Source organism: Bradyrhizobium sp. IAR9 (genome assembly GCF_013408065.1).
Taxonomy (GTDB): domain Bacteria; phylum Pseudomonadota; class Alphaproteobacteria; order Rhizobiales; family Xanthobacteraceae; genus Bradyrhizobium.
Window position 1 is genome coordinate 148,691 of the sequence record NZ_JACBZW010000007.1, and the last position, 25,591, is coordinate 174,281.

Sequence of the window (25,591 nt, forward strand, 5' to 3'; positions counted from 1 at the left end):
GGGCAATAAGCCTTGTGAGTGCGAGGGAGGGTCTCATGGAGAACGTACGTCGCTACCGGGCGCTGGCGTCCCTCTGTCGTCAGCAGGCGGCCTACCGGCCGCTTCAGAACTGGGAACTCCTCGGCCAGGCCGAACATTTCGAATATCTCGCTGAGGTCGAGCTCAAGGCGCATTTCGACGCGTGCAATGTGCAACACGAAGAGGGCGCTGCCGCGCCCGCGACGTGGGAGACCCCGGTCGCCGCGTGACGGCGCCGGGCCGGCCCGGCTCAATGCGACATCAGCGTCGGGACCGTCATGGCCTGCAGCATGGCGCGGGTGACGCCGCCGAGAACGCGCTCCTGCAACCGCGAATGGCCGTAGCCGCCCATCACCAGGAGATCTAGCCCCTCATCGGCCGCCAGTGACAGGATGGTCGGCTGGATGTCGGCGCGCGTCGCTGACAGGCCGACCGTGCGGGTCGACAGTCCGCGCCGGCCGAGGTGTCTTGCCAGGCCGTTCGCTGAAGCTTCGTCGGAGACCGCGGCGGCCTCGTTGATGGTGATGATCACGATCGCATCGGCGCGCGCCAGGAACGGCGCCGCGTCGTGCACGGCGCGAGCCGCGAGGCGGCTGCCGTCCCAGCAGATGCCGATCCGGTTCGCCTTGAAAGGTCCATGGAAGGTGTAGGGCAGGAACAGCACCGGGCTGCCCGCCTGAAACAGGATCTCGCCCGGCACGTCGTTGTCGAACGAGCTTTGCGCCGGATCTGGCTGCAGCACGACGCTGAGGTCGTGCAGTCGCGCCATCTCGCCGAGCGAGCCGGCCGCATCCACCGGGATCGCGCCCAGCGCGCGGCAGCCGTAGGAGATGCCGGCGTTCGCCGCTTCGATGCCAAACACCGCGAGCGCGGCCTCGGCCCGCTCGACTGCGCGCTCGCGCTCCAGTTCGAACACGGCCGCCACCGCGGCGCCGCCTTCCATTACGTAAGCCGCACTGGTTGCGACATAGCCGATCGCAACTGCGTCGAGATGGGCGTTGACCTGCGCCGCGAGCGAAATCGAGCCTTCGATCGCGCTGCGCATGGGGCGTTCGGTGGGGATGTGAACGAGAATGTCCTTGTACATGGCGCGCCTCCGATGAACATCAGCCGGTGGCCGCAGTTTTTCACCGCCGGAAGGGCCCGCGTTGAGCTGCATCAAATGCGCACGGGAGGACTTCCGCTGGGGCGCGCGCATTGTTTGCCAAGATTTAATCGGATGGACGGGACGTCGTAAGGTGACGATGGCCATGTTGGAGGCAAGGCGACACCTTATCCAACATGGACATTTCGACATGAACGATCGCGTCAATTCCGACACCACGACGTCCCGCAGGATCTTGAGGCCGCGCCGGCTTGCGCTGCTTGGCACCGTGGCCGCGCTCGGCGTGGCCGTGCTGGCGGCTGCTCCCGGCTCGTCGCCGTTCGGTCCGAGCTCCTTCATTACCCCGGCCCAGGCCGCCGAATCCGCCGCGACGCCGCCTGGCTTCGGTGACCTGGTCAGCAAGGTCAAACCTGCCGTCATCTCGGTGCGGGTCAAGATCGACCAGGACAACGACAAGAGCGCGATGCTGCAGCAGAACCGGATGGATCAGGACGAGGACACCCCGTTCGACCAGTTCTCGCGGCAGTTCGGCTTCCGCGGCCCGGGCGGCATGAACGGCATGCCGCGCCAGCGCCATCAGATGATCACGGGCGAAGGCTCCGGCTTCTTCATCTCCGCCGACGGCTATGCCGTGACCAACAACCACGTCGTCGACCATGCCGAGTCGGTGCAGGTGACCATGGATGACGGCACGAGCTACACCGCCAAGGTCGTCGGCACCGATCCGAAGACCGATCTCGCGCTGATCAAGGTCGACGGCAAGAAGGATTTTCCGTTCGTCAAATTCTCCGACCAGAAGCCGCGCATCGGCGACTGGGTGGTCGCGGTCGGCAATCCCTTCGGCCTCGGCGGCACCGTGACTGCCGGCATCGTCTCGGCCAGCGGCCGTGACATCGGCAACGGCCCCTATGACGACTTCATCCAGATCGATGCGCCCATCAACAAGGGCAATTCCGGCGGCCCGGCCTTCGACATGAACGGCAACGTGATCGGCGTGAACACTGCGATCTTCTCGCCCTCCGGCGGTTCGGTCGGCATCGGCTTCGACATTCCGGCCTCGACCGCAAAGCTCGTCGTCGCGCAGCTGAAGGACAAGGGCGCGGTGACCCGTGGCTGGCTCGGCGTGCAAGTGCAGCCGGTTACCGCCGAGATTGCCGACAGCCTCGGCCTGAAGGAGGCGCGCGGTGCGATCGTCGACAATCCCCAGGATGGCAGCCCGGCGGCGAAGGCCGGCATCGAGGCGGGTGACGTCATCACCGCCGTCAACGGCACCGCGATCAGGGATTCCCGCGACCTCGCCCGCACGATCGCGACCCTTGCGCCTGGCAGCTCAGTGAAGCTCGACGTCTTCCACAAAGGCGACAGCAAGACGGTGACGCTCGCGCTCGGCGAACTGCCGAACGAAAGGCAGGCCAAGGCCGATGTTGGCAAGGACCAGCCGGGCCCCGGCACGCCGCGCCTCGGTCTTGCTTTGGCTCCGGCCGGTGACGTCCAGGGCGCTGGCCAGAAGGGCGTTGTCGTCACCGAAGTCGATCCGCAAGGGCCTGCGGCGCAGCGCGGCATCCAGACTGGCGACGTCATCCTCAATGTCGGCGGCAAGGCCGTCGCCAATGTCGGCGACGTCCGTTCCGAGCTGGCGCAGGCCAAATCGTCCGGCAAGCGTAGCGTGCTGTTGCAGGTCAGAGGCGCACAGGCGACCCGCTTCGTCGCGGTCCCACTCGCCTGAGGCGAACCTCGATCGGCATAGATCAAGAAAGGCGGCCCTCGTGGCCGCCTTTTCCGTTCGGCTTCAGGACTGCCGGGAAGCGATCGATAACATTCTCGTTAACGGCAGCGACGATGACGCGGTTCGTCCGAAAAAGCCGTGTTCGCTCATCAAAGTTCCGAACCGTGCAGGTCGCCGGTGGCAACGATGCCACCGGGACGCAAGCGTGGAACTTCGAACTTGCCGCCGGCTTCTGGAACTGGCCGCTGGTTCGCATTTGATCGGTGCCGACATGGATCGATTGAAGCTCTCGCTGAGGAGTGCGCTGCTCGTGGCGCCATTCGTGCTGTGGGGCGGAGACGCTCTCGGGCGGGACGACGGCCGCTACGCGGATTCACCCCTGAAGCCCTGGTTCGACAGTTTGCGCAGCCACCTTGGTCCGTGCTGCTCGGATGCGGATGGCTTTGCCGTCGCCGATCCCGACTGGGAGTCGCATAACGGGCATTATCGCGTGCGTCTCGACGGCGAGTGGATCGAGGTGCCGGACGAAGCCGTCATCACCGAGCCGAACCGGGCCGGCCGCACCATGGTGTGGCCGGTGAAGACCGCGTTCGGGGTTTCGATCCGCTGCTTCATGCCGGGCAGCATGATCTGACGCGGGCCACCGTCAGCGCTTGCTGGATTTGCGCTTCGACGATTTCTTGCTTGTCTTCTTCGTCGTCCTCTTCTTCGACGTCTTCTTGGAAGTCTTCTTGGCAGCCTTCTTCGGGACCTTCTTGCCCTTCTTGCGTGCCTTCGACAGTCCGATCGCGATCGCCTGCTTGCGGCTCTTCACGCGTCCGCCTCGGCCTTTGCGACCGCTCTTTGCCGTGCCCTTCTTGTAGCGTCGCATCTCGCTTTCGACATCGCTGCCGGAGCTGCGCGAGTAGCGGCGTTTCTTTGCCTTGCGTGCCATGCATGTTCTCCCTTGGCCGGGGAGAACCATTCGACACGGGCATGGTTCCCGAAGGACGCGGACAGCGTTCCAGGCGCAGCCTAGAAGGAATTCGCCAGCTCGATCTCGGCTTCCAGCACCTGGATGCGACGTGCGGCCTCGCTGAAGGACAGATCGCGCGCATATTGTGCGGGCTGATACGCTTCTTCACTCAGCCGTTTCAGCCTGAGCCCCTGCGTCCGTGTCATCTGCTCGGCGAGGAAAACCCTGGCGTCGTATTTGCCTTGAACCTGCATGTCGCTTCTCCGCTCTGAAATCGCGACTTGACTATATGTTCTTATTTTGTTCTAACAAGCCATGGACAACAGAATTAATGAAATTCGACGTAAAATCAGCGCCTTGAGGGTTGAGATGGCCGGCGTCGAGGCCTCCGTGCGCGATCTCATCAACGGCGACCGCAATTGCGTCCAGCAGGCCTTGGCGCAGATGGATTTGCGCCGGAAGGTCAATTTGCTGATCGGCGAATGGAAGGCTGCTGGCGGCGGCGATGTCCTGCCTGACGTTCGCGACCGGGTGCGCCTTCGTCTCGTGAAGACAGTCGTTAGTCCCGAGCGCGCGAGCACGCGGCGCTGAACCTTTTGGGGGGCGCCATGGAGGAAGACCCGGACACTTACCGGATCTTGAGGTTGCGCGCCGAGATTCTCGAATTGGGCTCGGCCATCCGGCAATTGCAGCGTGCGGGGCTCGACGATGCTGCGGCCCAACTTCTGATCGGACGCAAGCGGGCGCAGCTCGAACAACTCGTGAAGACGAATGCTGCGAACCGCGCGCTCAACTCTGAAACGCGTCGCCCGTAATGAGCTGACGCGGGCGCTCGACGATGTTGGCTCAAGAAACAAGAAAAAAGCCCCGCGTCGCGGCGGGGCTTTTGATGTCGTGTCGGCCTGAGCTCACTTGGTATTGCTCATGCCCTTGCTGCTCTGGTTCGTCATGGTGCCGCCCTGGTCCGAGCCGGGACCGGAGCCGCCCTGGCCGGAAGGATCCGCGCCCTTCGAGGCCTTGGTGTTGGCGCCCGTGGTCTGCGAGGACGACATCGATGATCCGTGTTTCGCCTTGTGCGACTTGGCCTGTGCGGCGAGCGGCGCGGCGGCGAGGCCGGTGGCCAACATTGCGGTGAGAACGAGCTTGGCCGTTGTCATGCGGGGAACTCCCTGAGTTAAATTGACGCAGGCAGCCAACCTCCATTTGCCGAAGGAGTTCCCGACAAACGCATCTGCCGCGCGCACGCGCGCTTCAAGATTGCTTGTCCTCAGCGAGGATGAACACGACGCCGGTGAGTGTCGCGCCGATCGCGAACGTCGTCACCAATGTGAGGGCGAAGACGATTACGGCCTGGCTTCCGCCGTGATCGAGCAGCCTGGCGACGGCGGGATTGGACAGGATCAGCGCGAGACTGAAGGCGAGGCCGAGGGCTGCGCCCATCATCGCATGCGTCATCAGCTTGATGAGGCCGGTGGGAGAGATCAGGTCCGACGACTTTTTTGCGCGCATGGGAACTGCATCCCGAACTGACATGCAAACGCGGACGATATTCACCGGTTCCAAACGCATGAAGGAATTGTCATCACCGGCTTCATCCGACGTTCATGCCGGGCCTGCGAGGATAAGCGTCGGCAAAACGGGAACATTCGATATGGGTAAGGTAGTCTTTCTTTACCGCTCGCTGGCCTATCGCAACGCGGCTGCGGACATGCTGAGCAAGGCCCGCAAACTGCCGCGCGGCGCGGAGCGAAGTGCGGCCCGCCGCTACGCGAGGGCGCTACGCGATCTCGCTCAGACGGAAGCCTGGCTCGAAGGCCGCCTTGCCGAGGAAGCGCGGCCGGCGCGGCAAACCAGGATGGCGGCGTCGGGCTAAAGCATGATCCGGAAAAGTGCGCAGCGGTTTTCCGAAAAGATCATGCTCGAATAACGACCCAAAGCGCGATGACGATTCATCCTGATCGCATCGCGCTTCAGCCCGAGGCGCGTTGCAATTCGGCGGAGCCGGGGGCGTCGAATTTTCCGGGTGCGGTCGTCGCCGTCTTGCGTGTCAGCGGCACCTCGAGGCGGCACAACAGTCCTTCGGCTCGCCAATCGAATTGCGCCTGTCCACCGAGCTGGGACTCGACGCTCGCAAGCAGGCTCCGCGTGCCGAAGCCGCGAGATTTCGGGGTCATGACGAGCGGACCGCCGGACTCTTCCCACCTCAGCGTCAGCAGCTGGTCCTCGACCTGCCAGCCGATCATGAGCCGTCCCGACCTGGTCGAGAGTGCGCCATACTTGGCCGAGTTGGTGAAGAGCTCGTGCAACGCGAGCGCCAGCGTCTGAGCCGTCGCCGGCACCAACTGGACCTCCGGACCCGCCAATACGATCTGGCCGCCGAGCGAATAGGGCGCAAGCTCCTCGTCGATCAGCTTGGAGAGCTCCGCGCCCTGCCAGCTCGACAGCGACAGGATGGTGTGCACGCGCGCCAGCGCATTGATGCGTCCCTCGACGGCATTGACATAGGCCTTGACCTCGTCGGCACGGGTGAGGCGCACGATGGACTGCGCCAGCGCCAGCGCATTCTTGGCGCGATGATCGACTTCCCGCGCCAGCAGATTCTGCCGTTCCTCGGCTCGCTTGCGTTCGGTGATGTCCACGGTGACACCGCTCACGCGCACGACACGACCGCTGTCGTCGACCGTCGCGGCCGCCGTGCCGACGCACCAGCGCACCTCACCGTCGGGCCGCACAATGCGAAACTCGGTCTCATAGGCCCGCGTGCCCTTGTTGAACTCGGCGATCGCCTTGCGCAACTGATCGACGTCGTCGGGATGCAACAGCGCCTGAACGTTGGCCGGATTGACCTCGAAGCTCTCCGGGCCGACGCCAAAGATGCGATACTGCCCTTCGTCCCACATCCAGTCGCCGCTGATCCAGTCCCAATCCCAGGAACCCATCTTGCCGGCGGCGATCGCCATGCTGCGCCGCTGCTCGCTTTCGCGCAGCTTCGCGGTGGAGTTCTCCAGTTCCGCGGTGCGCGCGCGGACGCGGTCCTCGAGCTCCTGGTTCAGCCGTTCCAGCTCGCGGGTCTTGCGGTACAGCTCGGCAAACACCTTGATCTTGGCGCGCAGCACCTCCGGCACGACCGGGACCGGCACGTAGTCGACCGCGCCCATCTCGTAGCCGCGCAACCGGTCGATGTCGCTGACCTGGATGGCGGAGATGAAGATCATCGCGGTCTTCTGGAAGCGCGGATGCTCGCGGATCATCGCGGCGAGCTCGAAGCCGTCGAGCTCGGGCATGCAGACGTCGACCAGGATCACCGCGATCTCGGTCTTGAGCAGCACCTCCAGCGCCTCGCGTCCAGACGAAGCGATCACGAGGTTCTCGCCGAGTTCCTTCAGGATCACCTCATAGGCGAGCAGCTTGGCCGGCTGGTCGTCGACGAGCAGGATGTTGACCTTTTCGTGGTCCATTCGCGGGCCCAACTCAGCGGTGCAGCCACATGCGGATCGCAAGCAGCAATTGATCGGTGTTGACGGGTTTGGCGAGGTAATCGGACGCGCCGGCTTCAAGGCACTTTTCCCGGTCACCCTTCATCGCCTTGGCGGTCAGCGCGATGATCGGAAGGCGGGCGAAGGCCGGGTTTTCGCGAATGACGCCGATGGTCTGGTAGCCATCCATCTGCGGCATCATGATGTCCATCAGAACGATGGCGATCTCCGGATTGGATTCGACCAGGGTGACGGCTTCACTGCCGGTCGTGGCGGTCAGCACCTTCATGCCGCGCCGTTCCAGCACGCTCGACAGCGCGAAGATGTTGCGGGCGTCGTCGTCGACGAGAAGCGCGGTCTTGCCGATCAAATCCTCGTCGGAACTGTTCAGCTTCTCCAGCATGCGCTGCTTCTCGACCGGAAGCTCCGTGATCACGCGGTGCAGGAACAGCGCGGTCTCGTCGAGCAGGCGCTCGGGCGATTCCACGCCCTTGACCACGATGCTGCGCGCCATGGTGTGGAGTTCCGCATCCTCCTCCGCCGAGAGTTCGCGGCCGGTGAAGACCACGACCGGAACGTTGGACAGCGCCTCATCGTTGCGGATCTGGTCCAGCACCTCGAAGCCGCTCATGTCGGGCAGCCTGAGGTCGAGCACCACGCAGTCGCAGGGCGCCTCGCGCAGCGTCGACAGCGCGCCGGCGCCGGTGTCGGTGGTCACGATCTCGATGTCGTCGTGGTGCAGCAGCTCGCGGATCGAAAGCTGCTCGGCCTCGTTGTCCTCGACGATCAGGAGCCGCTTGCGCCTGGGACGCGCATATTCCTTGATCTGCGTCAGCGCCGCCGAGACGCCTTCGGTCGTCGTCGGCTTGTTGACGAAGGAGAACGCGCCACGGGCCAGCGCATGCTGGCGGTCCTCGTCGAGCGTGATGATCTGCACGGGGATGTGGCGGGTCAGCGGGTTGTGCTTGAGCTGGCTCAGCACGGTCCAGCCGAGCATGTCAGGCAGGAACACGTCGAGCGAGACTGCTCTCGGCTGGTACTGCTTGGCAAGCTCCAGCGCCTCGGCGCCGCGGCCGGCGACCAGGACCTTGAATCCCTTGTCGCGCGCGAGGTCGACCAGCACACGTGCATAATGCGGGTCGTCCTCGACGATCAGGAGGATGCTGTCGCCAGGCTCGAGGTTGAGCCGGTCGTCGGGAAGCTGCTCGATGACGCGCTGCTGCTCCGGCGCGGCCGGCTGCAGCGCCGGCGGCTGGTTGTATTGCTGCGGCGCGGGTGCGGCGCGCGGCGCGAGCGTCGGGCCGGAATATTTGAGCGGCAGATACAGCGTGAACGACGAGCCCTTGCCTGGCGAGCTGCGCAGATGAATCTCGCCGCCGAGCAGGCTTGCCAGTTCGCGACTGATCGCAAGCCCAAGGCCGGTGCCGCCATATTTCCGGCTGGTGCCGGCGTCGGCCTGCTGGAACGCCTCGAAGATCAGCTTCTGCTTCTCCAGGGGAATGCCGATGCCGGTGTCGGACACTTCGAACGCGATCACCGCCGGCGCGGAGTTCAGTACCGGATGATCCGTTCCCCAGCCGCCGACCGCGGCGGCGACATTGAGGCGCACCTCGCCTTCGGCGGTGAACTTGAAGGCGTTGGAGAGCAGGTTCTTCAGCACCTGTTGCAGGCGCTTGGAGTCGGTGACGATGCTGCGTGGGAGGGCCGGATCGACGTCGATCTTGAATGACAGATTGCGGTTGTCCGCCTCATGCCGGAACGGCCGTCCGACGGTCTCCAGCAGGTTCGCGGTCAGGATTTCCTCGGCGTCGACCGTCACCGTGCCGGATTCGATCTTGGACAGATCCAGAATGTCGCTGATCAGATTGAGCAGGTCGGTGCCGGCGCCGTGGATGGTGCGGGCGAATTCGACCTGCTTGGCCGAGAGGTTGCCGTCCGGATTGTCGGTGAGCTGCTGTCCCAGGATCAGGATCGAGTTCAGCGGCGTGCGCAGCTCGTGGCTCATATTGGCGAGGAATTCGGACTTGTACTTCGAGGTCAGCGCGAGCTCGGTCGCCTTTTCCTCGAGGGCGCGGCGGGCCTGCTCGATCTCCTGATTCTTGCGCTCGACCTCGACGTTGCGCTCGGCGAGCTGCTGTGCCTTCTGTTCGAGCTGGTCGTTGGTCTGCTGCAATTCGCGCTGCTGAGTCTGGAGTTCGCCGGCAAGCTGCTGCGACTGCTTGAGCAGGCCTTCGGTCTGCATGGTCGCTTCGATCGAATTGAGCACGATGCCGATGGAGTCGGTGAGCTGCTCCAGGAAAGTCATCTGCGAGGTCGTGAAGGAGACGAGCGAGGCGAGCTCGATCACGGCCTTGACCTGGCCCTCGAACAGCACCGGTAGCACGACGAGGTTCTTCGGCGCGACCCGGAACAGCGCCGAGTTGATCGGCACCGCGTCGGACGGAATGTCGGCGACCACGCGCGGCCGCTTGTCGAGCGCGCACTGGCCGATCAAGCCGTCGCCGAACTGCAGCACGCGCTGATACGGGTAGATGCCGTCACTGGCATAGGAGGCCAGCAGCAGGAGCTGCGGATTGTCCTCGCTCTCGACCTGGTAGATCACGCCGGTATGGGCGTTCACCAGCGGCGACAGCTCGGTGAGCAGCAGCCGGCCCACCGTGGTGAGGTCGCGCTGGCCTTGCAGCATGTTGGTGAATTTGGCGAGGTTGGTCTTCAGCCAGTCCTGCTCGGTGTTCACGTCCGTCGTGAGACGGAGGTTCGTGATCATCGTGTTGATGTTGTCTTTCAGCTCGGCGAGCTCGCCGCGGGCGTCGACCTGGATCGACCGCGTCAGATCGCCTTTGGTCACGGCGGTCGCGACTTCCGCGATCGCGCGCACCTGCGAGGTGAGGTTGGCCGCGAGCAGGTTGACGTTACCAGTGAGGTCCTTCCAGGTGCCGGCGGCGCGGGGCACGTCGGCCTGGCCGCCGAGCCGGCCTTCGACGCCGACCTCGCGTGCCACCGACGTCACCTGGTCGGCGAAGGTCGCGAGCGTCTCGGTCATGTTGTTGATGGTATCGGCGAGAGCGGCGACTTCGCCCTTGGATTTCACAGTGAGGTTCTGCTTGAGGTCGCCGTTGGCGACCGCGGTCACAACCTTGACGATGCCGCGGACCTGCTCGGTCAGGTTCGCCGCCATGAAGTTGACGGTGTCGGTGAGATCCTTCCAGGTGCCGGCGACGCCGGGCACCTGGGCCTGGCCGCCGAGCTCGCCCTCGGTGCCGACCTCGCGCGCCACGCGCGTGACTTCGCCGGCGAAGGCGTTGAGCTGGTCCACCATGGTGTTGATGGTGTTCTTCAGCTCGAGGATTTCGCCCTTCACGTCGACGGTGATCTTGCGGGACAAGTCACCGCGCGCGACCGCCGTGGTCACTTCGGCGATGTTGCGGACCTGGGTGGTGAGGTTCGCCGCCAGCAGGTTGACGTTGTCGGTGAGATCCTTCCAGGTGCCGCCGACGCCGGGCACGACGGCCTGACCGCCGAGCCGGCCTTCGGTGCCGACCTCGCGCGCCACGCGCGTCACTTCGGCGGCGAAGGAGCGCAGCTGCTCGACCATGGTGTTCAAGGTGTCCTTGAGCAGCAGGATCTCGCCGCGCACGTCCACCGTGATCTTCTTCGACAGGTCGCCGCCGGCGATCGCGGTCGCGACCTCCGCGATGTTGCGGACCTGGGCCGTGAGGTTCGAGGCCATGAAGTTGACGTTGTCGGTGAGGTCCTTCCAGGTGCCGGCGACGCCGGGCACTTCGGCCTGGCCGCCGAGCTTGCCTTCGGTGCCGACCTCGCGCGCCACGCGCGTCACTTCGCCGGCAAAGCCGTTGAGCTGGTCCACCATGGTGTTGATGGTGTTCTTCAGCTCGAGGATTTCGCCCTTCACGTCGACGGTGATCTTGCGCGACAGGTCGCCGCGCGCCACGGCGGTGGTCACTTCGGCGATGTTGCGGACCTGGGCGGTGAGGTTACCCGCCATCGAGTTCACGGAGTCGGTCAAGTCCTTCCAGGTGCCGGCGACGCCCGGCACGTTGGCCTGGCCGCCGAGGCGGCCTTCGGTACCGACCTCGCGCGCCACGCGCGTCACCTCGCCCGCGAAGCGGTTGAGCTGGTCGACCATCGTGTTCAGCGTGTCCTTGAGCTGAAGGATCTCGCCGCGCACGTCTACGGTGATCTTGCGCGACAGGTCGCCGCCGGCGATTGCGGTCGCGACTTCGGCGATGTTGCGGACCTGGGCGGTGAGGTTGCCCGCCATCGAGTTCACGGAGTCGGTCAAGTCCTTCCAGGTGCCGGCAACGCCGGGCACGCCGGCCTGGCCGCCGAGCTTGCCGTCGGTGCCGACCTCGCGGGCGACGCGCGTGACTTCGCCGGCGAAGGCGTTGAGCTGGTCGACCATGGTGTTGAGCGTTTCCTTCAGCTGAAGGATTTCGCCCGACACGTTCACCGTGATCTTCTTCGACAGATCGCCCTTGGCGACCGCGGTCGCGACCTCGGCGATGTTGCGGACCTGGCCGGTGAGGTTCGAGGCCATCGAGTTGACGCTGTCGGTGAGGTCCTTCCAGGTGCCGCCGACGCCGCGCACGACGGCCTGGCCGCCGAGCTTGCCTTCGGTGCCGACCTCGCGCGCGACGCGCGTGACCTCGCCGGCGAAGGCGTTGAGCTGGTCCACCATGGTGTTGATGGTGTCCTTCAGCTCCAGGATCTCGCCGCGCACGTCCACCGTGATCTTCTTCGACAGGTCGCCGCCGGCGACCGCGGTGGTCACTTCGGCGATGTTGCGGACCTGGGCAGTCAGGTTCGACGCCATCGAGTTGACGCTTTCGGTGAGGTCCTTCCAGGTGCCGGCGACGCCGAGCACGTTGGCTTGGCCGCCGAGCCGGCCCTCGGTGCCGACCTCGCGTGCGACGCGCGTCACTTCGCCGGCAAAGGCGTTGAGCTGGTCGACCATGGTGTTGAGCGTCTCCTTCAGCTGAAGGATTTCGCCCGAGACGTTCACCGTGATCTTCTTCGAGAGGTCGCCGCTCGCGATGGCGGTGGCGACGTCGGCGATGTTGCGGACCTGCGCCGTCAGGTTCGAGGCCATGAAGTTGACGTTGTCGGTGAGGTCCTTCCAGGTGCCGGCGACGCCAGGCACCTGCGCCTGGCCGCCGAGCTTGCCTTCGGTGCCGACCTCGCGCGCCACGCGCGTCACTTCCGAGGCGAACGAGTTGAGCTGGTCCACCATGGTATTGATGGTGTCCTTCAGCTCCAGGATCTCGCCGCGCACGTCCACCGTGATCTTGCGCGACAGGTCGCCGCGCGCCACGGCGGTGGTGACGTTGGCGATGTTGCGGACCTGCGCGGTCAGGTTGCCGCACATCGCGTTGACGGAGTCGGTCAGGTCCTTCCAGGTGCCGGCGACGCCGGGCACGATCGCCTGGCCGCCGAGCTTGCCGTCGGTGCCGACCTCGCGCGCCACGCGCGTCACTTCGGAGGCGAAGGAGCGGAGCTGGTCCACCATCGTGTTGATGGCTTCCTTGAGCTGGAGGATCTCGCCGCGGACGTCGACCGTGATCTTCTTGGAGAGGTCGCCGTTGGCGACCGCGATCGTCACCTCGGCGATGTTGCGAACCTGGTTGGTCAGGTTGTTCGCCATCGAGTTGACGCTCTCGGTAAGGTCCTTCCAGACGCCGGTCACCTCAGGCACCTGGGCCTGGCCGCCGAGCTTGCCTTCGGTGCCGACCTCGCGCGCCACGCGCGTCACCTCGGAGGTGAACACGCCGAGCTGCTTGATCATGGTGTTGACGATGGTCGCCGACTGCAGGAATTCGCCCCGGAGCGGACGGCCATCGACGTCGAGCTTGACGGTCTGAAGCAGGTCGCCTTGCGCCACTGCGGCGACCGCACGCGTCACCTCGCGGGTCGGCCACAGCAGGTCGTCGATCAGCGTGTTGACGGAGCCTTCCATGTCGGCCCAGGAGCCGGAGGCGAGGCCGAATTTCACGCGCTGGCGCGTCTTGCCTTCGCGGCCGACCACCTGGCCGACCAGCTCGAGCTGCTGCGCCATGCGCTGGTTGGCGGCGATGATTTCATTAAAAGTGTCGGCGATCTTGCCGTCGATGCCGAGATAGTCGCCGCTCATCCGGACGGAGAAATCGCCGCTGCGCATGGCCTGCAGGGCGAGCAGCAATTCGGCCCGGGAATCCGGATCCGATACACCGTTGGGTTTTGGCTTTGGGACGCGACGACCGGACCGTGATGCAGATCCGGGATCGAGGTCGCTCATACTGATTCCCCCGCAGGTGTCGGCCGAATCCACGGCAAGACGCAATTGTCAAAATAGAGCGTCAGCCAAATTCGAAATCAAGCGCCAACGTGTGACGCGAGGTATGGAACCTGTCTTGCTCAGCCCGACGGCAATAACCGCAATCCGCTGAATTGGTTCCATTGGGGTTCAAAAAGAAACGGCATCGGCGACCCGCCCCATTGTCGATCCCCGGAAGGCCCCTTCGGAACGGAGCGCCGAGCCTCGCGGTTAGCCCCAAAACAGGGAGAAGCAATATGAAAGCAGGACTTGCTGCGATCGTCGTCATGCTGTTTGCCGGGTCAGCCTTGGCGCAGGGCGGAGCGCCCAGCGGCCGCGGGGCGGTGACCGGCGATCCCGCCGCGAGCTCCGCCAGCCCGAAGGCGGATTCACCGACCACGGGGGCGGCGACCCGGTCGAACCCGAGCGGAAGCGGCACCTCATCTTCGGGCGGCAAGGATGACAATGGCGATGCGGGTCGGGACAAGATGCCGGAGAGCGATCGCACCGTGCGGCCGCAGAGCCAGCAACATCATCCGAACTCCAAGTAAGAACTCCAAGTAACGAGGCTACTTGTCCGCCATGGTGCGCTCGGCGTTCTTGACCTGCGCGCGCAGCATCGGGAGCTGCTCGCGCGCAAACGTTGCGAGCGCCGCATTGTCGGGCGCCTTCAGGTAGCTTTCGAGCAGCTTGATGGCCGATTCGTATTCCGGAATCTGCGAGGCATAGAAGCTTCGGACGTAAGTCGGTCCGTCCGAGGTTTCGGGCTCGATCAGGCTGGCGCCGACGGACGTCGTCTTGCCGACGCGCGGCTCCGCGCCGATCGCCTCCTGGATCTGCTTCAGCGCCTTGTCGCGCTTGGCAGCTTCCTCGGCACGCAAGGCGGCGAGGTTCTTGACCTCGGCGTTGCCCTTCAGATCGGTGCTCTCCAGGAGGCCCTGCTGGAAGCGGCTGAAATCATAGAGGCCGCTGATGACGTCGGTCGCGCTCGGAGGGCGGTCGCCAGACTTTCGTTCACCGGTGCTGTCGGCAAGCGCGGCGGTGCTGATGAATGCCAGGACGATCGCGACAGGAACTCGCATCGATATCAAACAGCGAATCGCGTGCGAAGTTCCCTGAACATTACGATCCGGAAAGCGGGTTGCGACGCGAGAGTTCCGTCCCCACGTCTTCAACATGAAACAGTCTGACATCTTCAGGGATAATGCCGACAACTGTCTTCAGCTCGCTGAGCGCGCCGAGGGACAACCCGCTCATAAGCGCTTTTCGCGCATGGCGGACGCCTGGACGGCGCTTGCTCACGAGCAGGATTGGCTTGATGGCGAAATTCCGCCCGTCGTGGTCCGTTTCCCTCAAAAGCAGGATGCGTGAGGGCCCTCTCTTCGTGAATCCGCGTGTGAGACCGCTCACGGAACACAAGTGACCAATCGAGGATGATCCGGGAATAGTCGATCGCGTTGGTTTTCGCTTCCAGAAGGAGGTTTTGTGATGGCTCCACGTCTGGCTCTTCTTTCACTCATTCTCGCCTTTGGTGTCTCGGTTGCGTTCGCGACGGTGACGACGGTGCGCCAGGTTCATCTGGAGAAGGCATCGGCTCCAATCCACGCGGCACACAGCTAGCGCCGCGCCGGAACATTCGACGCCGTAGTGCGTAACCGCTTCGACACATCAGGAGAGGCGAAGCACATCATGGCCCATTCCGACCACGGCATCGTCAAGGACAAACGGGCGGAGGAGCAGCCGCGCGACAAGGAGCGCGCTCAGTCCGTGCACAAGGCGGATCCGCAAAAGGCGGGTTCGAAAGGCTCACCGTCGCGAGAGGCGACGCGCGATCCCAAGCTGAACGACAACAGCAAGACCCCGGGCTCGGGCATGACGCCGGACGATTCCGGCGACGCGCCGAGCGGCTAAAGCATGATCCGGAGAAGCGCGCAGCGGTCTTCCGGAAAGGATTATGCCTAAACAACAATCTAAAGCGCGATGACGATTCATCCTCATCGCGTCGCGCTTTAGACGCAACGGATTAGCGCGAGGAACAAATACTCGCGCGAGGCGTCGACAGGTTGCTTCCGGTTGTCATGCCCCCGGTGCGCCGGAAGCAATCTCCAAGGACGGCCCTGGCACCCACCGTGCCGGGGTCGTTCGCTTATGGACGGTTCTTGCGAGTCAGCCCCCGGTGCCGTTCTCGGGATCTTCCTGCGTATGTCCGTCGGGTCCGCGCCCGAACACGCCAAAGCTGCTCGACTTCACACCCGCGGCTGCGTCGACGCCGACGGAGGCCAGTCCGAACTTGAGCAGTTCGCGGACCGCTGCCGCTCGGGTCGGCATGCGATGCTTGAACCGGAAATCGTCAACGGCGGCCAACTCGTCCGGCGAGAGCATGACCTGAAGGCGCTCGGCGCGAAGGTCGTTCATGGTCGATCACGCAATTGAGTAGGTTGAGTAGGTTACTCAACAAACTAACTTGGCGGGAGTTCCACAAGAGTCGAAAAAGACGCCAAATGAGTAGGAAAATATAGCAAAATCAATAGGTTATTATTGAAACGACTTTGGCGGTGGCGCATTCTCTTGGAAAGGGAGAGAAGCCATGACGGACGAAGTCAGGTTGCCCCGAAAGCTTTCCGAAGAGCCGGAAGCCCCCAAGCCGGTGCGTCCCAGCCACCAGAAGGTCATCGAACAAGTCGAGCGCTGGGCCAACAGCCCGGGGCTGCAGCCACCGAGGACGGAAGATGCGAAGACGATCTGAGCCACATACATTCGAGCAGCGTCTCGGGGCGCAGAAGCTGCGGCTCGAGCACGAACTGTCGGGCCTGCCGGACGGCCGCCAGCGTGACGTTATTCTGGCGCGCATCGATCAGCTTCAGACGGCCGCCGAAATGTATGGATTTCTGATGCTACGGGAAGAGGCCGCGGCCCCTCGCTGATGGCCCCATGCGTTCGGTCTGCGTGGTGCGCGAGGTAATGCGAAGCTTTCGCCGCAGCCACCACGCCGACACCGACACGGCCGCCCATACCAGGATGGCGGCGACGAATGCGCCGATCACGGTTGTCGAAACCACGACGTAAAAGACTGCAGCAAATGCCGCCAGGCCGATGCTTCCCAGGCCGGCACCGGCGGCATCGAGCGCCGCGGTCTGCTGCCCGCGCCTGTCTCCGCTGAGGCCGGCCTTTTCCTTGGCGCGGCGCTGATGGCTTTCGATCAGCGTTGCGCTGGCGCAGAAGATGGCGGGGAGCGCGAGGAAGAGGCCGCCGACGGAGACGCCGAAACCTGTGGTCACGGCCCCCGCGAGGACGGTCGCCAGTCCGCCGAGCAGAAAGCGGATACCATACTCGTACCACCGCGTCTGTTTGAGCGCCGATGTAGACAGTTTGACCAGCATCAGGCAGCACCTCCGAAACCCGCGAGCAGAGCGAAGGCGACGACGAGCCATGCGGCAAAAGCGAGGGTGGTGGCTGGCAGAGCGGAGAAGTGAAACCTCATCAGGAGATGGCAGACGACGAGGCTGTAGCAGCCGAGTGCGATGGCACCATAGATCATCGTCCAGCTTTCGGCGGCGACATATCGCGGGCCGTGCTGGACGACGGCTATGCTGAGGGTGGCCAGCGCGACCGACGGCGCCGCGCCGAGCAGGCCGGCAAAGCTCTTCGGTCGCAGCATGTCGCCCAGGATCGCGAAGACAGAGACGATCAGGCCGCCGGCGATGAAGCGCAGGAGATATTCGGTCATGACCGGACCCGCGAGGCTTTAGGCCGCCGTTTCGCCAGCGTGAACGGCCTGAACAGTCGCTCGACGGCGACGCCAAGCGTAAAGCCCGCCACCACATCGCTGGCCCAATGCGCCAGCACCACGACGCGCGTCAACGATAGCACCACGGCAAGGACGCGGACCGCCCGACGCCGGGCAGGCGGCAACAGGCCGGCCGCCGAGGCGAGCGCGCCCATATGCACGGCGTGACCGGAGGGAAATGCGTCGCGGGATCGCCCCGAGAAGGGGACGCCCCGCCAATGGCCGGTGACGGTCAGCCGGTCCGGCCTGGTCTGATCGAACACGGACTTCAGAACATGCGGCAGTATGGCCGTCGCCAGCGAGACCATCAGAACGTGATCTGCAACGGGACGCTGCTGCGGGTGCCGCAGCCGGGTGTAGAGCCATCCCGCAGCGGCCAGCGCGATGAGCACATGCTCGTCGGCCCCCCAGGTCAATATCTGGGTGGTATGCTCGAGCCCCGAGTTGGTGTTGTGTGCGATCTCGTTCGCGATCGCCGTATCGATCCGGGTGGGTTTGACTGTTACGAGCGCCATCGGTGAGCCGGCGATATTTCCTCCATGACAGATTTGTAAAAGCTTGGAGACAAAGATGGTTCCTGAGCTCCAGCGAGCGTCCCAGCTCTGCTAAGGCTGCCCCGATCCACCCGCCGCCCCGTAAACCTGGCCGGTCGCATAGCTGGCGTCGGCGGCGGCAAGCTGCACGTAGATCGAGGCGAGCTCGACCGGCTGGCCGGGGCGGCCGAGCGGCGTCATGCCGCCGAATTTCTCGAGCTTCTCCATCGTTGCGCCGCCGGAGACCTGAAGCGGCGTCCAGATCGGCCCGGGCGCCACGCCGTTGACGCGGATGCCCTTCGACGCCAGCTGCTTGGCCAGTGCCTTCACATAGTTCATCGTCGCTGCCTTGGTCTGCGCATAATCGTAGAGATCGGGCGAGGGATCGTAAGCCTGCTCGGAGGTCGTGCCGATGATGCAGGATCCGGGCTTGAGATGCGGCAGCGCCGCCTTGATGATCCAGAATGGCGCGTAGATGTTGGTCTTCATGGTTGCGTCGAAGTCCTCCGAGGAGACGTCGAGGATGGAGGCGCGCGCCTGCTGCCGGGCGGCATTGTTGACGATGATGTCGAGACCGCCAAGACCTTGCACGGTCTGCTCGACCAGCCTTTTGCAGAAGGCTTCCTCCTGGAGATCGCCGGGGATCGCCAGCCCGGTGCGACCTTCCTTCTTGATCAGCGCGATCACCTCCTGCGCATCCTGCTCTTCCGCCGCCAGGTAATTGATGGCGACGTCGGCGCCTTCACGCGCATACGCAATGGCGGCGGCGCGGCCCATGCCGGAATCGCCGCCGGTGATCAGCGCCTTGCGGCCGGCGAGCCGACCGGAGCCCCTGTAGCTGGTCTCGCCATGGTCCGGCCGCGGCTCCATCTTGCCGGCGAGGCCCGGCCAGGGCTGCGACTGCTTTTTGAACGGCGGCTTCGGAAAGCGGCCGACGGGATCGATCAGCGGCTGCTCGGCCATGTGCGGATCTCCTTTCGCGGTCGAAGACGCCAGCGTGCCGCGGCGAGCGACATGCTCGCGGCGCGAACGACGTGCCGGCTGGATATTGGGGGCCTGTCCTGCTGGGCCACGATGCTCTCCGCGACGTCCGTGATCGCAACGCGCGGGAGACAGGCATCGTTGCCGGGACGCAGAGGACGCCGGCCAAGCCGGCGCCCGCGTTCGAGGTTTACTTCGTCTGGCCGACGCTCGGCGCCTTGCCGAGCTCCTTGGCCATGTCGAGATGGTGCTTGAGCGCCGGCAGAGTCTTGCCGGCCCAATCCTTCAGCGCGGAATTGTCGCCGCCCTTGGCGTAGCGCTCGAACAGCGACACGGCATCCTCATGGGCGCTCACCTGATAGGAGTTGTAGTCCGAGCTGAAGTCCTTGCCATTCGCACTCTTGAGCTTGTCGAGCTTGCTCTGGTGCGAGCTGTCGAGCGCCGTCGGCAGGGTCGCCTGCACCTTGCCGTCACCGACGAGGCCCTTGAGCTCGGTGCTGGTCTTGGTGTGGTCGGTCACCATCTGTTGCGCGAAGCTCTTCTCCTGCGCGTTGCCCTTTTGCGTGGCAAGCTTGCTCGACTCGATCTCGAACATGTCGCTGATGGCGACCTGCTTGACGAAGTCGGCAGTCGTTGGCGCGACGCCGAGCGCCGAATTGACGCCGGTCTTCTCGCCCAGCGACTGGGCGATCGCGGGCCCGGCGACAAGCACGCAGGCAAGGGCGATGATGGCACGCTTCATGGTTCGGTCCCTCCGAGTGGGGCGCGCGGCCTCTTGCCGCGCGGTGTTGCGCCGATCAACACGTCGCATGCGCCGAGGTTCCTAACGACTAATCCGTCGGATTCCGCCCGGTGCGCGGATTGATCGGATCGGTCGGTTTGCGTCGAAGCCGCTCGGGCAGAAACGGCTCGGCGGGGGCGGCCGTGGCGTCGGCACGCACATCGGCATGGTGCTGCGCGCGCTCGTGCGGAGTCTTGTTGTCGTTGAAATGGTATTTCACGTCGACGCCGTCGACGGGATCGTTGACGCCGTGCTGGATGTCGCGAAAGTCGCTCATGGTTGACCTCACTGCTTTCCGGGCAGGATCGTTTCGAGCACCTGCCGCGCTGCTCCCTTGATCATCCCGCTTTCGTTCGGATCACCCTTCAAGAGGGCGAGCGAGAAGTTCTTGGCCTGCTGAAGCGTGATATGCGGCGGCAGCGGCGGCACTTCGGGATCGGTCTTCACCTCCAGCACGACGGGCATCTCGCTTCCCAGCGCCTGCTCCCAGGCCGAGCCGAGCAGCTGTGGGCTGTCGACGAAGATGCCGCGCAGGCCGATGAGCTCGGCGAAGCGGGAATAGGAGACGTCGGGAATGCGCTGCGAGGCTTCGAATTTCGGATCGCCGTTGATGATGCGCTGCTCCCACGTCACCTGGTTGAGGTCCTCGTTGTTGAAGACGCAGACGATGAAGCGCGGATCGCGCCAGGAGCGCCAGTATTTCGCGGCGGTGATCAGTTCGGCCATGTTGTTCATCTGCATCGCGCCGTCGCCGACGAGGGCAATCACCGGACGGTCCGGATGGGCGTACTTCGCGGCGAGCGCATAGGGCACCGCGGCGCCCATCGAGGCGAGGCCGCCGGAGAGCGAGGCGATCATGCCACGCCGCATCTTCAGGTCGCGGGCGAACCAGTTGGCGCAGGAGCCGGAATCGCTGGTGATGATCGCACGGTCGGGCAGGCGCGGGGACAATTCCCAGGCGACGAGCTGCGGATTGACCGGCGCTGCCGGCTGATGTGCCCGGCCATCCAGCGTCTTCCACCATGTCGTGACGTCGTCTTCGATACCCTGGCGCCAGGCGCCGTCGCTCTTGGGTTTCAGCCGCGGCAACAGAGCGCGCAACGTCTCGGCGGCGTCGCCCACGAGGCCGACCTCCATGGGAAAGCGGATCGACATCATGCCGGCGTCGATGTCGATCTGCACGCCCCGCGCCGCGCCTTCCTTCGGCAGGAACTCGGCGTAGGGGAAGGCCGAGCCGACCATCAGCAGCGTGTCGCACTCCATCATCATGTTGTAGCTGGGCTCGGTGCCGAGCAGGCCGATCGAGCCGGTGACCCACGGCAGGTCGTCGGGCAGCGCTGCCTTGCCGAGCAGCGCCTTGGCGCAGCCGGCCGAGAGCCGGTCAGCGACCGCGATCACCTCGTCGGTGGCGCCAAGTGCGCCGGCGCCGACGAGCATCGCGACCTTCTTGCCGGCATTCAGCACTTCCGCGGCGCGATCGAGATCGGCCTCACGCGGCATGATGCTGGGCGCGCTATAGCCAATGCCGGAATGCAGCGTGCCGTGTGCCCGTGGCGGGCTCTCGAAGGCTTCTTCCTGCAGGTCGTTGGGCAGGATGATCACGGTCGGGGTCCGCCGCGCCAGCGCGATCCGCACGGCTCGGTCGATCAGGTGTCGCACTTGCGCAGGCGAGGATGCCTGCATGACGTAGGCGCCGGCGACGTCCTTGAACATCGAGAGAAGGTCGAGCTCCTGCTGATAGTGTCCGCCGAGAGCGTTGCGGGCCTGCTGGCCGACAATCGCCAGCACCGGCTGGTGATCGAGCAGCGCATCGTAGAGCCCGGTGATGAGATGCGAGGCACCTGGGCCCGAGGTCGCGATGCAGACGCCGAGTTGCCCAGAGAATTTTGCGTAGGCGCTGGCCATGAATGCCGCCATCTCCTCGTGCCGCGCCTGCACGAAGCCGATCTCTTCTTCCTTGCCTTGGGCCCGGCTCATCGCGCCAAACACGCCGTTGATGCCGTCGCCGGGATAGCCGAAGATGTGTCGCACGCCCCATTGATGCAGACGCTGGACGATGAAGTCGGAGACGGTCTGGGACATCGCGCGTGGCTCTCGGTTGTGCGTGAAGTTCAGAGAACGGCTCCTTCCCTGCGATGTTCCTGGCCCGCTTCCGGGAACATCTGCGCCGGAACGATCGCTTGCTCATCCGGTTGATTCATATTGGCTGAGTGGAGGATTAAGATGCTGAATCAAGGCGAGCTGGGCCGCAGCGAGATGGGACGGCTGATCGGCAGCGACAAGGTCGAGGGAACGTCGGTCTACGGCGCCGACCGCAACCGGATTGGTTCGATCGAACGCGTGATGATCGACAAGGTCAGCGGCAGGGTGTCCTACGCCGTGCTTGGCTTCGGCGGATTCCTGGGCCTCGGCAACGACCACTACCCGTTGCCCTGGCAGTCGCTGAAATACGACACGGAGCTTGGCGGGTACGTCACCGGCATCACCACCAAGGAACTGGAAGGGGCCCCGAAATATGGCGAACGAAGCGATTGGAACTGGGGTGATGACGCAGCTGTGCGCGGCATCAACTCCTATTACGGTGTTCCCTTCGCTTGACGTTCACGGAAAGGGAGATCGATGAGCAAGGAACGGCCCAACGACGATCCCCGGCAGCAGAACGACTGGGGTTCGCATCGGCAGACGGACAAGCCCTGGAAGGGCAATCCGGAAAAGGAGCAGGCATCGGACGAGGAGAAGCCCGATCTCGAGAAATGGCACGAGACGAAGACGCACTGAGACAGGCGGGTTTCCCGTGAGACGTCAGAGACGAGCGCGGCACGCAACTGTGCCGCGCTTCCTTTTTGAGCAGGCATTCACGAATGGCGGCGGGCCTCTCGCGATGCGGAACCATGCTTCGGTGCTGCGGTTAGGCTCGCGGCGGGCGAGGCGGCTCGTTGCCACCTGCCGCCGGTTGAGTCCCGAGAAAGGTGTTGGCCGTGGATGCTCAAACCCGAGAGCGTGGGCCGTCCGCGGAGCAGCCGCAGAGGGCGAAGGAAGCTCCAAAAACGCCTCCCGATCATACGAGCGAGACCAGTCAGCCGGCGAAGGCGCCGTCGCTGCGAGACCGGCTTCGTCAGCATTGGCTGCTGGCAACCGCCGGCGCCTTCGTGCTGATCGCCGCACTCATTGGCGGTCTGCTCTATTGGCTCGAGGCGCGCCACTATGAATCCACCGACGATGCCTTCGTCGCCGCACGCAGCTTTTCGGTGGCCTCGAAAGTCGGCGGCTACGTGACCGACATCCCGGTGACGGACAACCAGCACGTCAGTGCGGGCGATCTCCTCGCCAGGATCGACGAGCGCGACTACCGTATCGCCATCGATCAGGCCAATGCGCAAGTCGCCAGCGCTAAGGCGAACGTCGCCAACGTCGAGGCGCAGATCGATTCGCAGCAGGAGCAGATCAAGCAGGCCCAGGCGCAGCTCGAACAGGCGCAGGCTCAGCTGCAATTCTCGCAAGAGGAGTTCAAGCGCGCCGAGGATCTCGTCGAGAAGGGGGCCGGCACCGTGCAGCGCCAGCAGCAGACCCGTTCCGACCTTCAGGCGCAGCAGGCCAACACCGAGCGCGCCAAGACCGCGGTGACCTCGGCGCAACTCGGCATCAAGACGCTGCAAGCCCAGCTCGAAGGCGCCAAGGCGCAGCTTGAGCAGTCGCAGGCGCAGCTCGATCAAGCCAAGCTGAACTTGCAGTGCACCAACGTCGTCGCGGCGCAATCGGGCCGTGTCGTCAAGCTCTCGGGCGCCAAGGGCACCTTCGTCACGGCGGGGCAGAGCCTGATGATGTTCGTGCCCGACGAGGTCTGGATCGTCGCCAACTACAAGGAGACGCAGCTGAACGACATGCGTCCGGGCCAGCCGGTCGAGATCCGCATCGATGCCTATCCCGGCCGCAAGCTCACCGGCCATGTCGATTCCGTGCAGCCGGGCTCCGGCACCGCGTTCAGCCTGCTGCCGGCGGAGAACGCGACCGGCAACTACGTCAAGGTGGTGCAGCGCGTGCCGGTGAAGATCGTGGTCGACAACTGGCCGGTCGATCTGCCGGTCGGTCCCGGCATGTCGGTCGTGCCCTGGACCAGGGTGCGATGACGGACGCTGCGCAAGGCGGCGCATCCGCAGGCGGCTGGTCGCCGGAGCGCTCCGCGGCCGGCGGGCACAATCCCTATTTGATCGCCTTCGTGGTCTCGATCGCGACCTTCATGGAGGTGCTCGACACCACCATCGCCAATGTCGCGCTTCGCCACATCGCCGGCGGCCTCGCGGTCGGCATCGACGAGAGCACCTATGTCATCACCAGCTATCTCGTCGCCAACGCGATCGTGCTGTCGATCTCGGGCTGGCTGTCGACGGTGATCGGCCGCAAGCGCTTCTACATGATATGCGTCGCGATCTTCTCGATCGCATCGCTGCTGTGCGGTTTCGCCTGGAATCTGCAATCGCTGGTGCTGTTTCGCATCCTGCAGGGGCTCGGCGGCGGCGGCATGGCCACCAGCGAGCAGGCGATCCTTGCCGACTCCTTCCCGCCGCACAAGCGCGGCCAGGCTTTCGCCATCTACGGCGTCGCCGTCGTGGTCGCGCCGGTGATCGGTCCGACGCTCGGCGGCTGGATCACCGATACCTACAGCTGGCACTGGGTGTTCCTGATCAACGTGCCGATGGGGCTGCTCTCGCTGTTCCTGGTCGGTACGCTGGTCAAGGAGCCGTCGGGCGCGGAGGAGGAGAGGGAAAAGCTGCTGAGCAAGGGCCTGCGCGTCGACTATGTCGGCTTCCTGCTGGTCGCGATCGGGCTCGGCTCGCTCGAATTCGTCCTCGACGAGGGTCAGCGCAACGACTGGTTCGGGTCGAACATGATCGTCGTCTTCGCGGTGCTGGCCGCGGTCTCGCTGCTCGCGCTGATCCCGTGGGAGCTGACGCGGGAAGATCCCATCGTTGATCTTCGCTTGCTCGGCCGGCGCCAGTTCGCCGCCTGCTTCCTGGTCATGCTCGGCACGGGCGCGGTGCTGATCTCGACCACCCAGCTGCTGCCGCAACTGCTCCAGACCGAGCTGAACTACACGGCGATGCTGGCCGGCCTCGCGCTGTCGCCCGGCGGCATCGCGACCCTGGTGCTGATGCCGGTGGTCGGCCGTCTCGTCAGCACGGTGCAGCCGAAATATCTGATCATGTTCGGCGCTGCCATCGTCGCGTTCTCGATGTGGCATCTCACCGGGCTCACCGGCGACATCACCTATGGCTATGCGGCGCTGTCGCGCATCTTCCTCGCGCTGGGCCTGCCATTCCTGTTCCTGCCGGTGACGACCGCGTCATATGACGGCGTTCCGCCTGACAAGACCAACCAGGCCTCCGCGCTGATCAACGTCGCCCGCAACATCGGCGGATCCATGGGCGTCGCGCTGGCGCAGACGGTTCTGGCGCAGCGCCAGCAATTCCACCAGAGCCGACTGATCGAGCACGCCGCGCCGTCCGACCTCGGCTATCAGCAGACCATCGACGCGATGACGCGCTACTTCCAGGCGCAAGGGTCGAATGCGAGCGATGCCGCGTCACAGGCGCTCGCCTGGGTCGGCCGCACCTTGCAGCAGCAGGTTGATCTGCTCGCCTATATCGACGTGTTCTGGACGCTGGCGATCATTGCGGTGCTGATGATCCCCACGGCGGCGGTGCTGCGGCCGATCAAGCTGGGCGCGCCGGCGCGGGGACATTGAGAGTATGCACTGTGGCTTGGTCTTACCGCGATTGACGCTGTCTCCCCGTCACCCTGAGGTGGCCGCTTCTTCAGCGGCCCTCGAAGGGCGACGGCCCGGCTCGCAGCTGGGCCGTACATCCTTCGAGGCTCACCTAGCGGCGCGCCTGCGCCGCTAGGATCGCACCTCAGGATGAC

Annotated in this window: 31 protein-coding genes; 15 read left to right on the plus strand and 16 right to left on the minus strand. The window is 64.8% G+C overall.

All coding sequences use genetic code 11. The features are described 5' to 3' along the window. Positions 1-35: 35 nt before the first annotated feature. Positions 36-248, plus strand: coding sequence for a hypothetical protein (locus GGD67_RS20085; protein ID WP_018321755.1), 213 nt, complete (start codon positions 36-38; stop codon positions 246-248). A 20-nt stretch (positions 249-268) separates the two neighbouring features. Here the strand turns inward: GGD67_RS20085 and GGD67_RS20090 are convergent, their stop codons facing one another. Continuing rightward, complete coding sequence (locus tag GGD67_RS20090) at positions 269-1,105, minus strand: universal stress protein (RefSeq protein ID WP_179735281.1); 837 nt, start codon at positions 1,103-1,105, stop codon at positions 269-271. A 208-nt stretch (positions 1,106-1,313) separates the two neighbouring features. Between GGD67_RS20090 and GGD67_RS20095 the strand changes: the two genes are divergently transcribed. Then, the gene (locus GGD67_RS20095; RefSeq protein ID WP_026202614.1) at positions 1,314-2,849 is read left to right on the plus strand and encodes a Do family serine endopeptidase; all 1,536 of its coding nucleotides are present in this window, start codon (positions 1,314-1,316) and stop codon (positions 2,847-2,849) included. A gap of 271 nt (positions 2,850-3,120) precedes the next feature. Then, entirely contained in the window at positions 3,121-3,483 is a 363-nt protein-coding gene (locus GGD67_RS20100) for a hypothetical protein (protein ID WP_026202613.1), read from the plus strand. A gap of 12 nt (positions 3,484-3,495) precedes the next feature. Here the strand turns inward: GGD67_RS20100 and GGD67_RS20105 are convergent, their stop codons facing one another. Beyond that, positions 3,496-3,783: a DUF6496 domain-containing protein gene (locus tag GGD67_RS20105; RefSeq protein WP_018321750.1), complete on the minus strand. Its 288-nt coding sequence runs from the start codon at positions 3,781-3,783 to the stop codon at positions 3,496-3,498. Between the two features lie 80 nt (positions 3,784-3,863). After that, complete coding sequence (locus tag GGD67_RS20110) at positions 3,864-4,058, minus strand: DUF3072 domain-containing protein (protein WP_018321749.1); 195 nt, start codon at positions 4,056-4,058, stop codon at positions 3,864-3,866. 115 nt (positions 4,059-4,173) lie between these two features. Here GGD67_RS20110 and GGD67_RS20115 point away from each other — a divergent pair, with 115 nt between their 5' ends. Beyond that, positions 4,174-4,395, plus strand: coding sequence for a hypothetical protein (locus tag GGD67_RS20115; protein WP_179735284.1), 222 nt, complete (start codon positions 4,174-4,176; stop codon positions 4,393-4,395). A gap of 17 nt (positions 4,396-4,412) precedes the next feature. Continuing rightward, a complete protein-coding gene (locus GGD67_RS20120) occupies positions 4,413-4,619 on the plus strand; it encodes a hypothetical protein (protein WP_179735286.1) in 207 nt (68 codons plus the stop codon). Positions 4,620-4,712: 93 nt separating this feature from the next. On the opposite strand, the gene GGD67_RS20125 is transcribed toward GGD67_RS20120, so the two are convergent. Continuing rightward, positions 4,713-4,961: a hypothetical protein gene (locus GGD67_RS20125; RefSeq protein ID WP_018321746.1), complete on the minus strand. Its 249-nt coding sequence runs from the start codon at positions 4,959-4,961 to the stop codon at positions 4,713-4,715. A gap of 94 nt (positions 4,962-5,055) precedes the next feature. Continuing rightward, positions 5,056-5,313: a hypothetical protein gene (locus GGD67_RS20130; protein ID WP_092262548.1), complete on the minus strand. Its 258-nt coding sequence runs from the start codon at positions 5,311-5,313 to the stop codon at positions 5,056-5,058. Between the two features lie 142 nt (positions 5,314-5,455). On the opposite strand from GGD67_RS20130, the gene GGD67_RS20135 reads away from it, so the two are divergent. After that, a complete protein-coding gene (locus GGD67_RS20135; RefSeq protein WP_179735288.1) occupies positions 5,456-5,677 on the plus strand; it encodes a hypothetical protein in 222 nt (73 codons plus the stop codon). Between the two features lie 97 nt (positions 5,678-5,774). On the opposite strand, the gene GGD67_RS20140 is transcribed toward GGD67_RS20135, so the two are convergent. After that, positions 5,775-7,262: an HWE histidine kinase domain-containing protein gene (locus GGD67_RS20140; protein ID WP_179735290.1), complete on the minus strand. Its 1,488-nt coding sequence runs from the start codon at positions 7,260-7,262 to the stop codon at positions 5,775-5,777. A gap of 13 nt (positions 7,263-7,275) precedes the next feature. Further along, on the minus strand, positions 7,276-13,572 hold the full coding sequence (locus GGD67_RS20145; RefSeq protein WP_018321742.1) for a HAMP domain-containing protein: 6,297 nt from the start codon (positions 13,570-13,572) through the stop codon (positions 7,276-7,278). A gap of 275 nt (positions 13,573-13,847) precedes the next feature. Between GGD67_RS20145 and GGD67_RS20150 the strand changes: the two genes are divergently transcribed. After that, positions 13,848-14,141: a hypothetical protein gene (locus GGD67_RS20150; protein ID WP_018321741.1), complete on the plus strand. Its 294-nt coding sequence runs from the start codon at positions 13,848-13,850 to the stop codon at positions 14,139-14,141. Positions 14,142-14,159: 18 nt separating this feature from the next. Here GGD67_RS20150 and GGD67_RS20155 read toward each other — a convergent pair whose 3' ends face one another. Further along, positions 14,160-14,672, minus strand: a complete 513-nt coding sequence (locus GGD67_RS20155) for a DUF4142 domain-containing protein (RefSeq protein ID WP_018321740.1) — start codon at positions 14,670-14,672, stop codon at positions 14,160-14,162. A gap of 94 nt (positions 14,673-14,766) precedes the next feature. Here GGD67_RS20155 and GGD67_RS20160 point away from each other — a divergent pair, with 94 nt between their 5' ends. After that, positions 14,767-14,961: a hypothetical protein gene (locus GGD67_RS20160; protein ID WP_092262557.1), complete on the plus strand. Its 195-nt coding sequence runs from the start codon at positions 14,767-14,769 to the stop codon at positions 14,959-14,961. A 318-nt stretch (positions 14,962-15,279) separates the two neighbouring features. Beyond that, positions 15,280-15,501 carry a hypothetical protein gene (locus GGD67_RS20165; RefSeq protein ID WP_179735292.1) on the plus strand — a complete coding sequence of 74 codons (222 nt, stop codon included), beginning with the start codon at positions 15,280-15,282 and terminating at the stop codon, positions 15,499-15,501. Positions 15,502-15,756: 255 nt separating this feature from the next. Here GGD67_RS20165 and GGD67_RS20170 read toward each other — a convergent pair whose 3' ends face one another. Continuing rightward, a complete protein-coding gene (locus GGD67_RS20170) occupies positions 15,757-16,005 on the minus strand; it encodes a hypothetical protein (RefSeq protein ID WP_179735294.1) in 249 nt (82 codons plus the stop codon). Positions 16,006-16,177: 172 nt separating this feature from the next. On the opposite strand from GGD67_RS20170, the gene GGD67_RS20175 reads away from it, so the two are divergent. Beyond that, positions 16,178-16,336 carry a hypothetical protein gene (locus tag GGD67_RS20175; protein ID WP_018321736.1) on the plus strand — a complete coding sequence of 53 codons (159 nt, stop codon included), beginning with the start codon at positions 16,178-16,180 and terminating at the stop codon, positions 16,334-16,336. Next, positions 16,320-16,514, plus strand: coding sequence for a hypothetical protein (locus GGD67_RS20180; RefSeq protein WP_179735296.1), 195 nt, complete (start codon positions 16,320-16,322; stop codon positions 16,512-16,514). Before GGD67_RS20175 ends, GGD67_RS20180 begins: the two co-directional genes overlap by 17 nt. Here the strand turns inward: GGD67_RS20180 and GGD67_RS20185 are convergent. The 7 genes from GGD67_RS20185 to GGD67_RS20215 all read right to left on the minus strand — a co-directional run bounded on the left by GGD67_RS20185 (position 16,485) and on the right by GGD67_RS20215 (position 21,754). Next, positions 16,485-16,970 (minus strand): hypothetical protein, encoded by a 486-nt coding sequence (locus GGD67_RS20185; protein ID WP_179735299.1) that lies wholly within the window; start codon positions 16,968-16,970, stop codon positions 16,485-16,487. The two genes, GGD67_RS20180 and GGD67_RS20185, sit on opposite strands and share 30 nt — an antisense overlap. Next, the gene (locus GGD67_RS20190) at positions 16,970-17,317 is read right to left on the minus strand and encodes a DUF3147 family protein (RefSeq protein ID WP_179735301.1); all 348 of its coding nucleotides are present in this window, start codon (positions 17,315-17,317) and stop codon (positions 16,970-16,972) included. The genes GGD67_RS20185 and GGD67_RS20190 overlap by 1 nt, the downstream gene beginning before the upstream one ends. Beyond that, on the minus strand, positions 17,314-17,892 hold the full coding sequence (locus GGD67_RS20195; protein ID WP_179735303.1) for a phosphatase PAP2 family protein: 579 nt from the start codon (positions 17,890-17,892) through the stop codon (positions 17,314-17,316). The genes GGD67_RS20190 and GGD67_RS20195 overlap by 4 nt, the downstream gene beginning before the upstream one ends. Before the next feature lie 90 nt (positions 17,893-17,982). Continuing rightward, complete coding sequence (locus GGD67_RS20200; RefSeq protein WP_018321732.1) at positions 17,983-18,873, minus strand: SDR family oxidoreductase; 891 nt, start codon at positions 18,871-18,873, stop codon at positions 17,983-17,985. Positions 18,874-19,081: 208 nt separating this feature from the next. Beyond that, a complete protein-coding gene (locus GGD67_RS20205; RefSeq protein WP_179735305.1) occupies positions 19,082-19,633 on the minus strand; it encodes a DUF4142 domain-containing protein in 552 nt (183 codons plus the stop codon). 88 nt (positions 19,634-19,721) lie between these two features. Continuing rightward, positions 19,722-19,949: a hypothetical protein gene (locus GGD67_RS20210; RefSeq protein WP_018321730.1), complete on the minus strand. Its 228-nt coding sequence runs from the start codon at positions 19,947-19,949 to the stop codon at positions 19,722-19,724. An 8-nt stretch (positions 19,950-19,957) separates the two neighbouring features. Then, on the minus strand, positions 19,958-21,754 hold the full coding sequence (locus GGD67_RS20215) for a thiamine pyrophosphate-requiring protein (protein WP_018321729.1): 1,797 nt from the start codon (positions 21,752-21,754) through the stop codon (positions 19,958-19,960). A gap of 141 nt (positions 21,755-21,895) precedes the next feature. On the opposite strand from GGD67_RS20215, the gene GGD67_RS20220 reads away from it, so the two are divergent. The 4 genes from GGD67_RS20220 to GGD67_RS20235 all read left to right on the plus strand — a co-directional run bounded on the left by GGD67_RS20220 (position 21,896) and on the right by GGD67_RS20235 (position 25,415). Continuing rightward, the gene (locus tag GGD67_RS20220; RefSeq protein WP_028144036.1) at positions 21,896-22,270 is read left to right on the plus strand and encodes a PRC-barrel domain-containing protein; all 375 of its coding nucleotides are present in this window, start codon (positions 21,896-21,898) and stop codon (positions 22,268-22,270) included. Between the two features lie 21 nt (positions 22,271-22,291). Beyond that, positions 22,292-22,450, plus strand: a complete 159-nt coding sequence (locus GGD67_RS20225) for a hypothetical protein (RefSeq protein ID WP_179735307.1) — start codon at positions 22,292-22,294, stop codon at positions 22,448-22,450. Between the two features lie 200 nt (positions 22,451-22,650). Beyond that, positions 22,651-23,799, plus strand: a complete 1,149-nt coding sequence (locus tag GGD67_RS20230) for an HlyD family secretion protein (RefSeq protein WP_179735309.1) — start codon at positions 22,651-22,653, stop codon at positions 23,797-23,799. After that, positions 23,796-25,415, plus strand: coding sequence for a DHA2 family efflux MFS transporter permease subunit (locus GGD67_RS20235; protein ID WP_018321725.1), 1,620 nt, complete (start codon positions 23,796-23,798; stop codon positions 25,413-25,415). The genes GGD67_RS20230 and GGD67_RS20235 overlap by 4 nt, the downstream gene beginning before the upstream one ends. Positions 25,416-25,591: the final 176 nt, after the last annotated feature.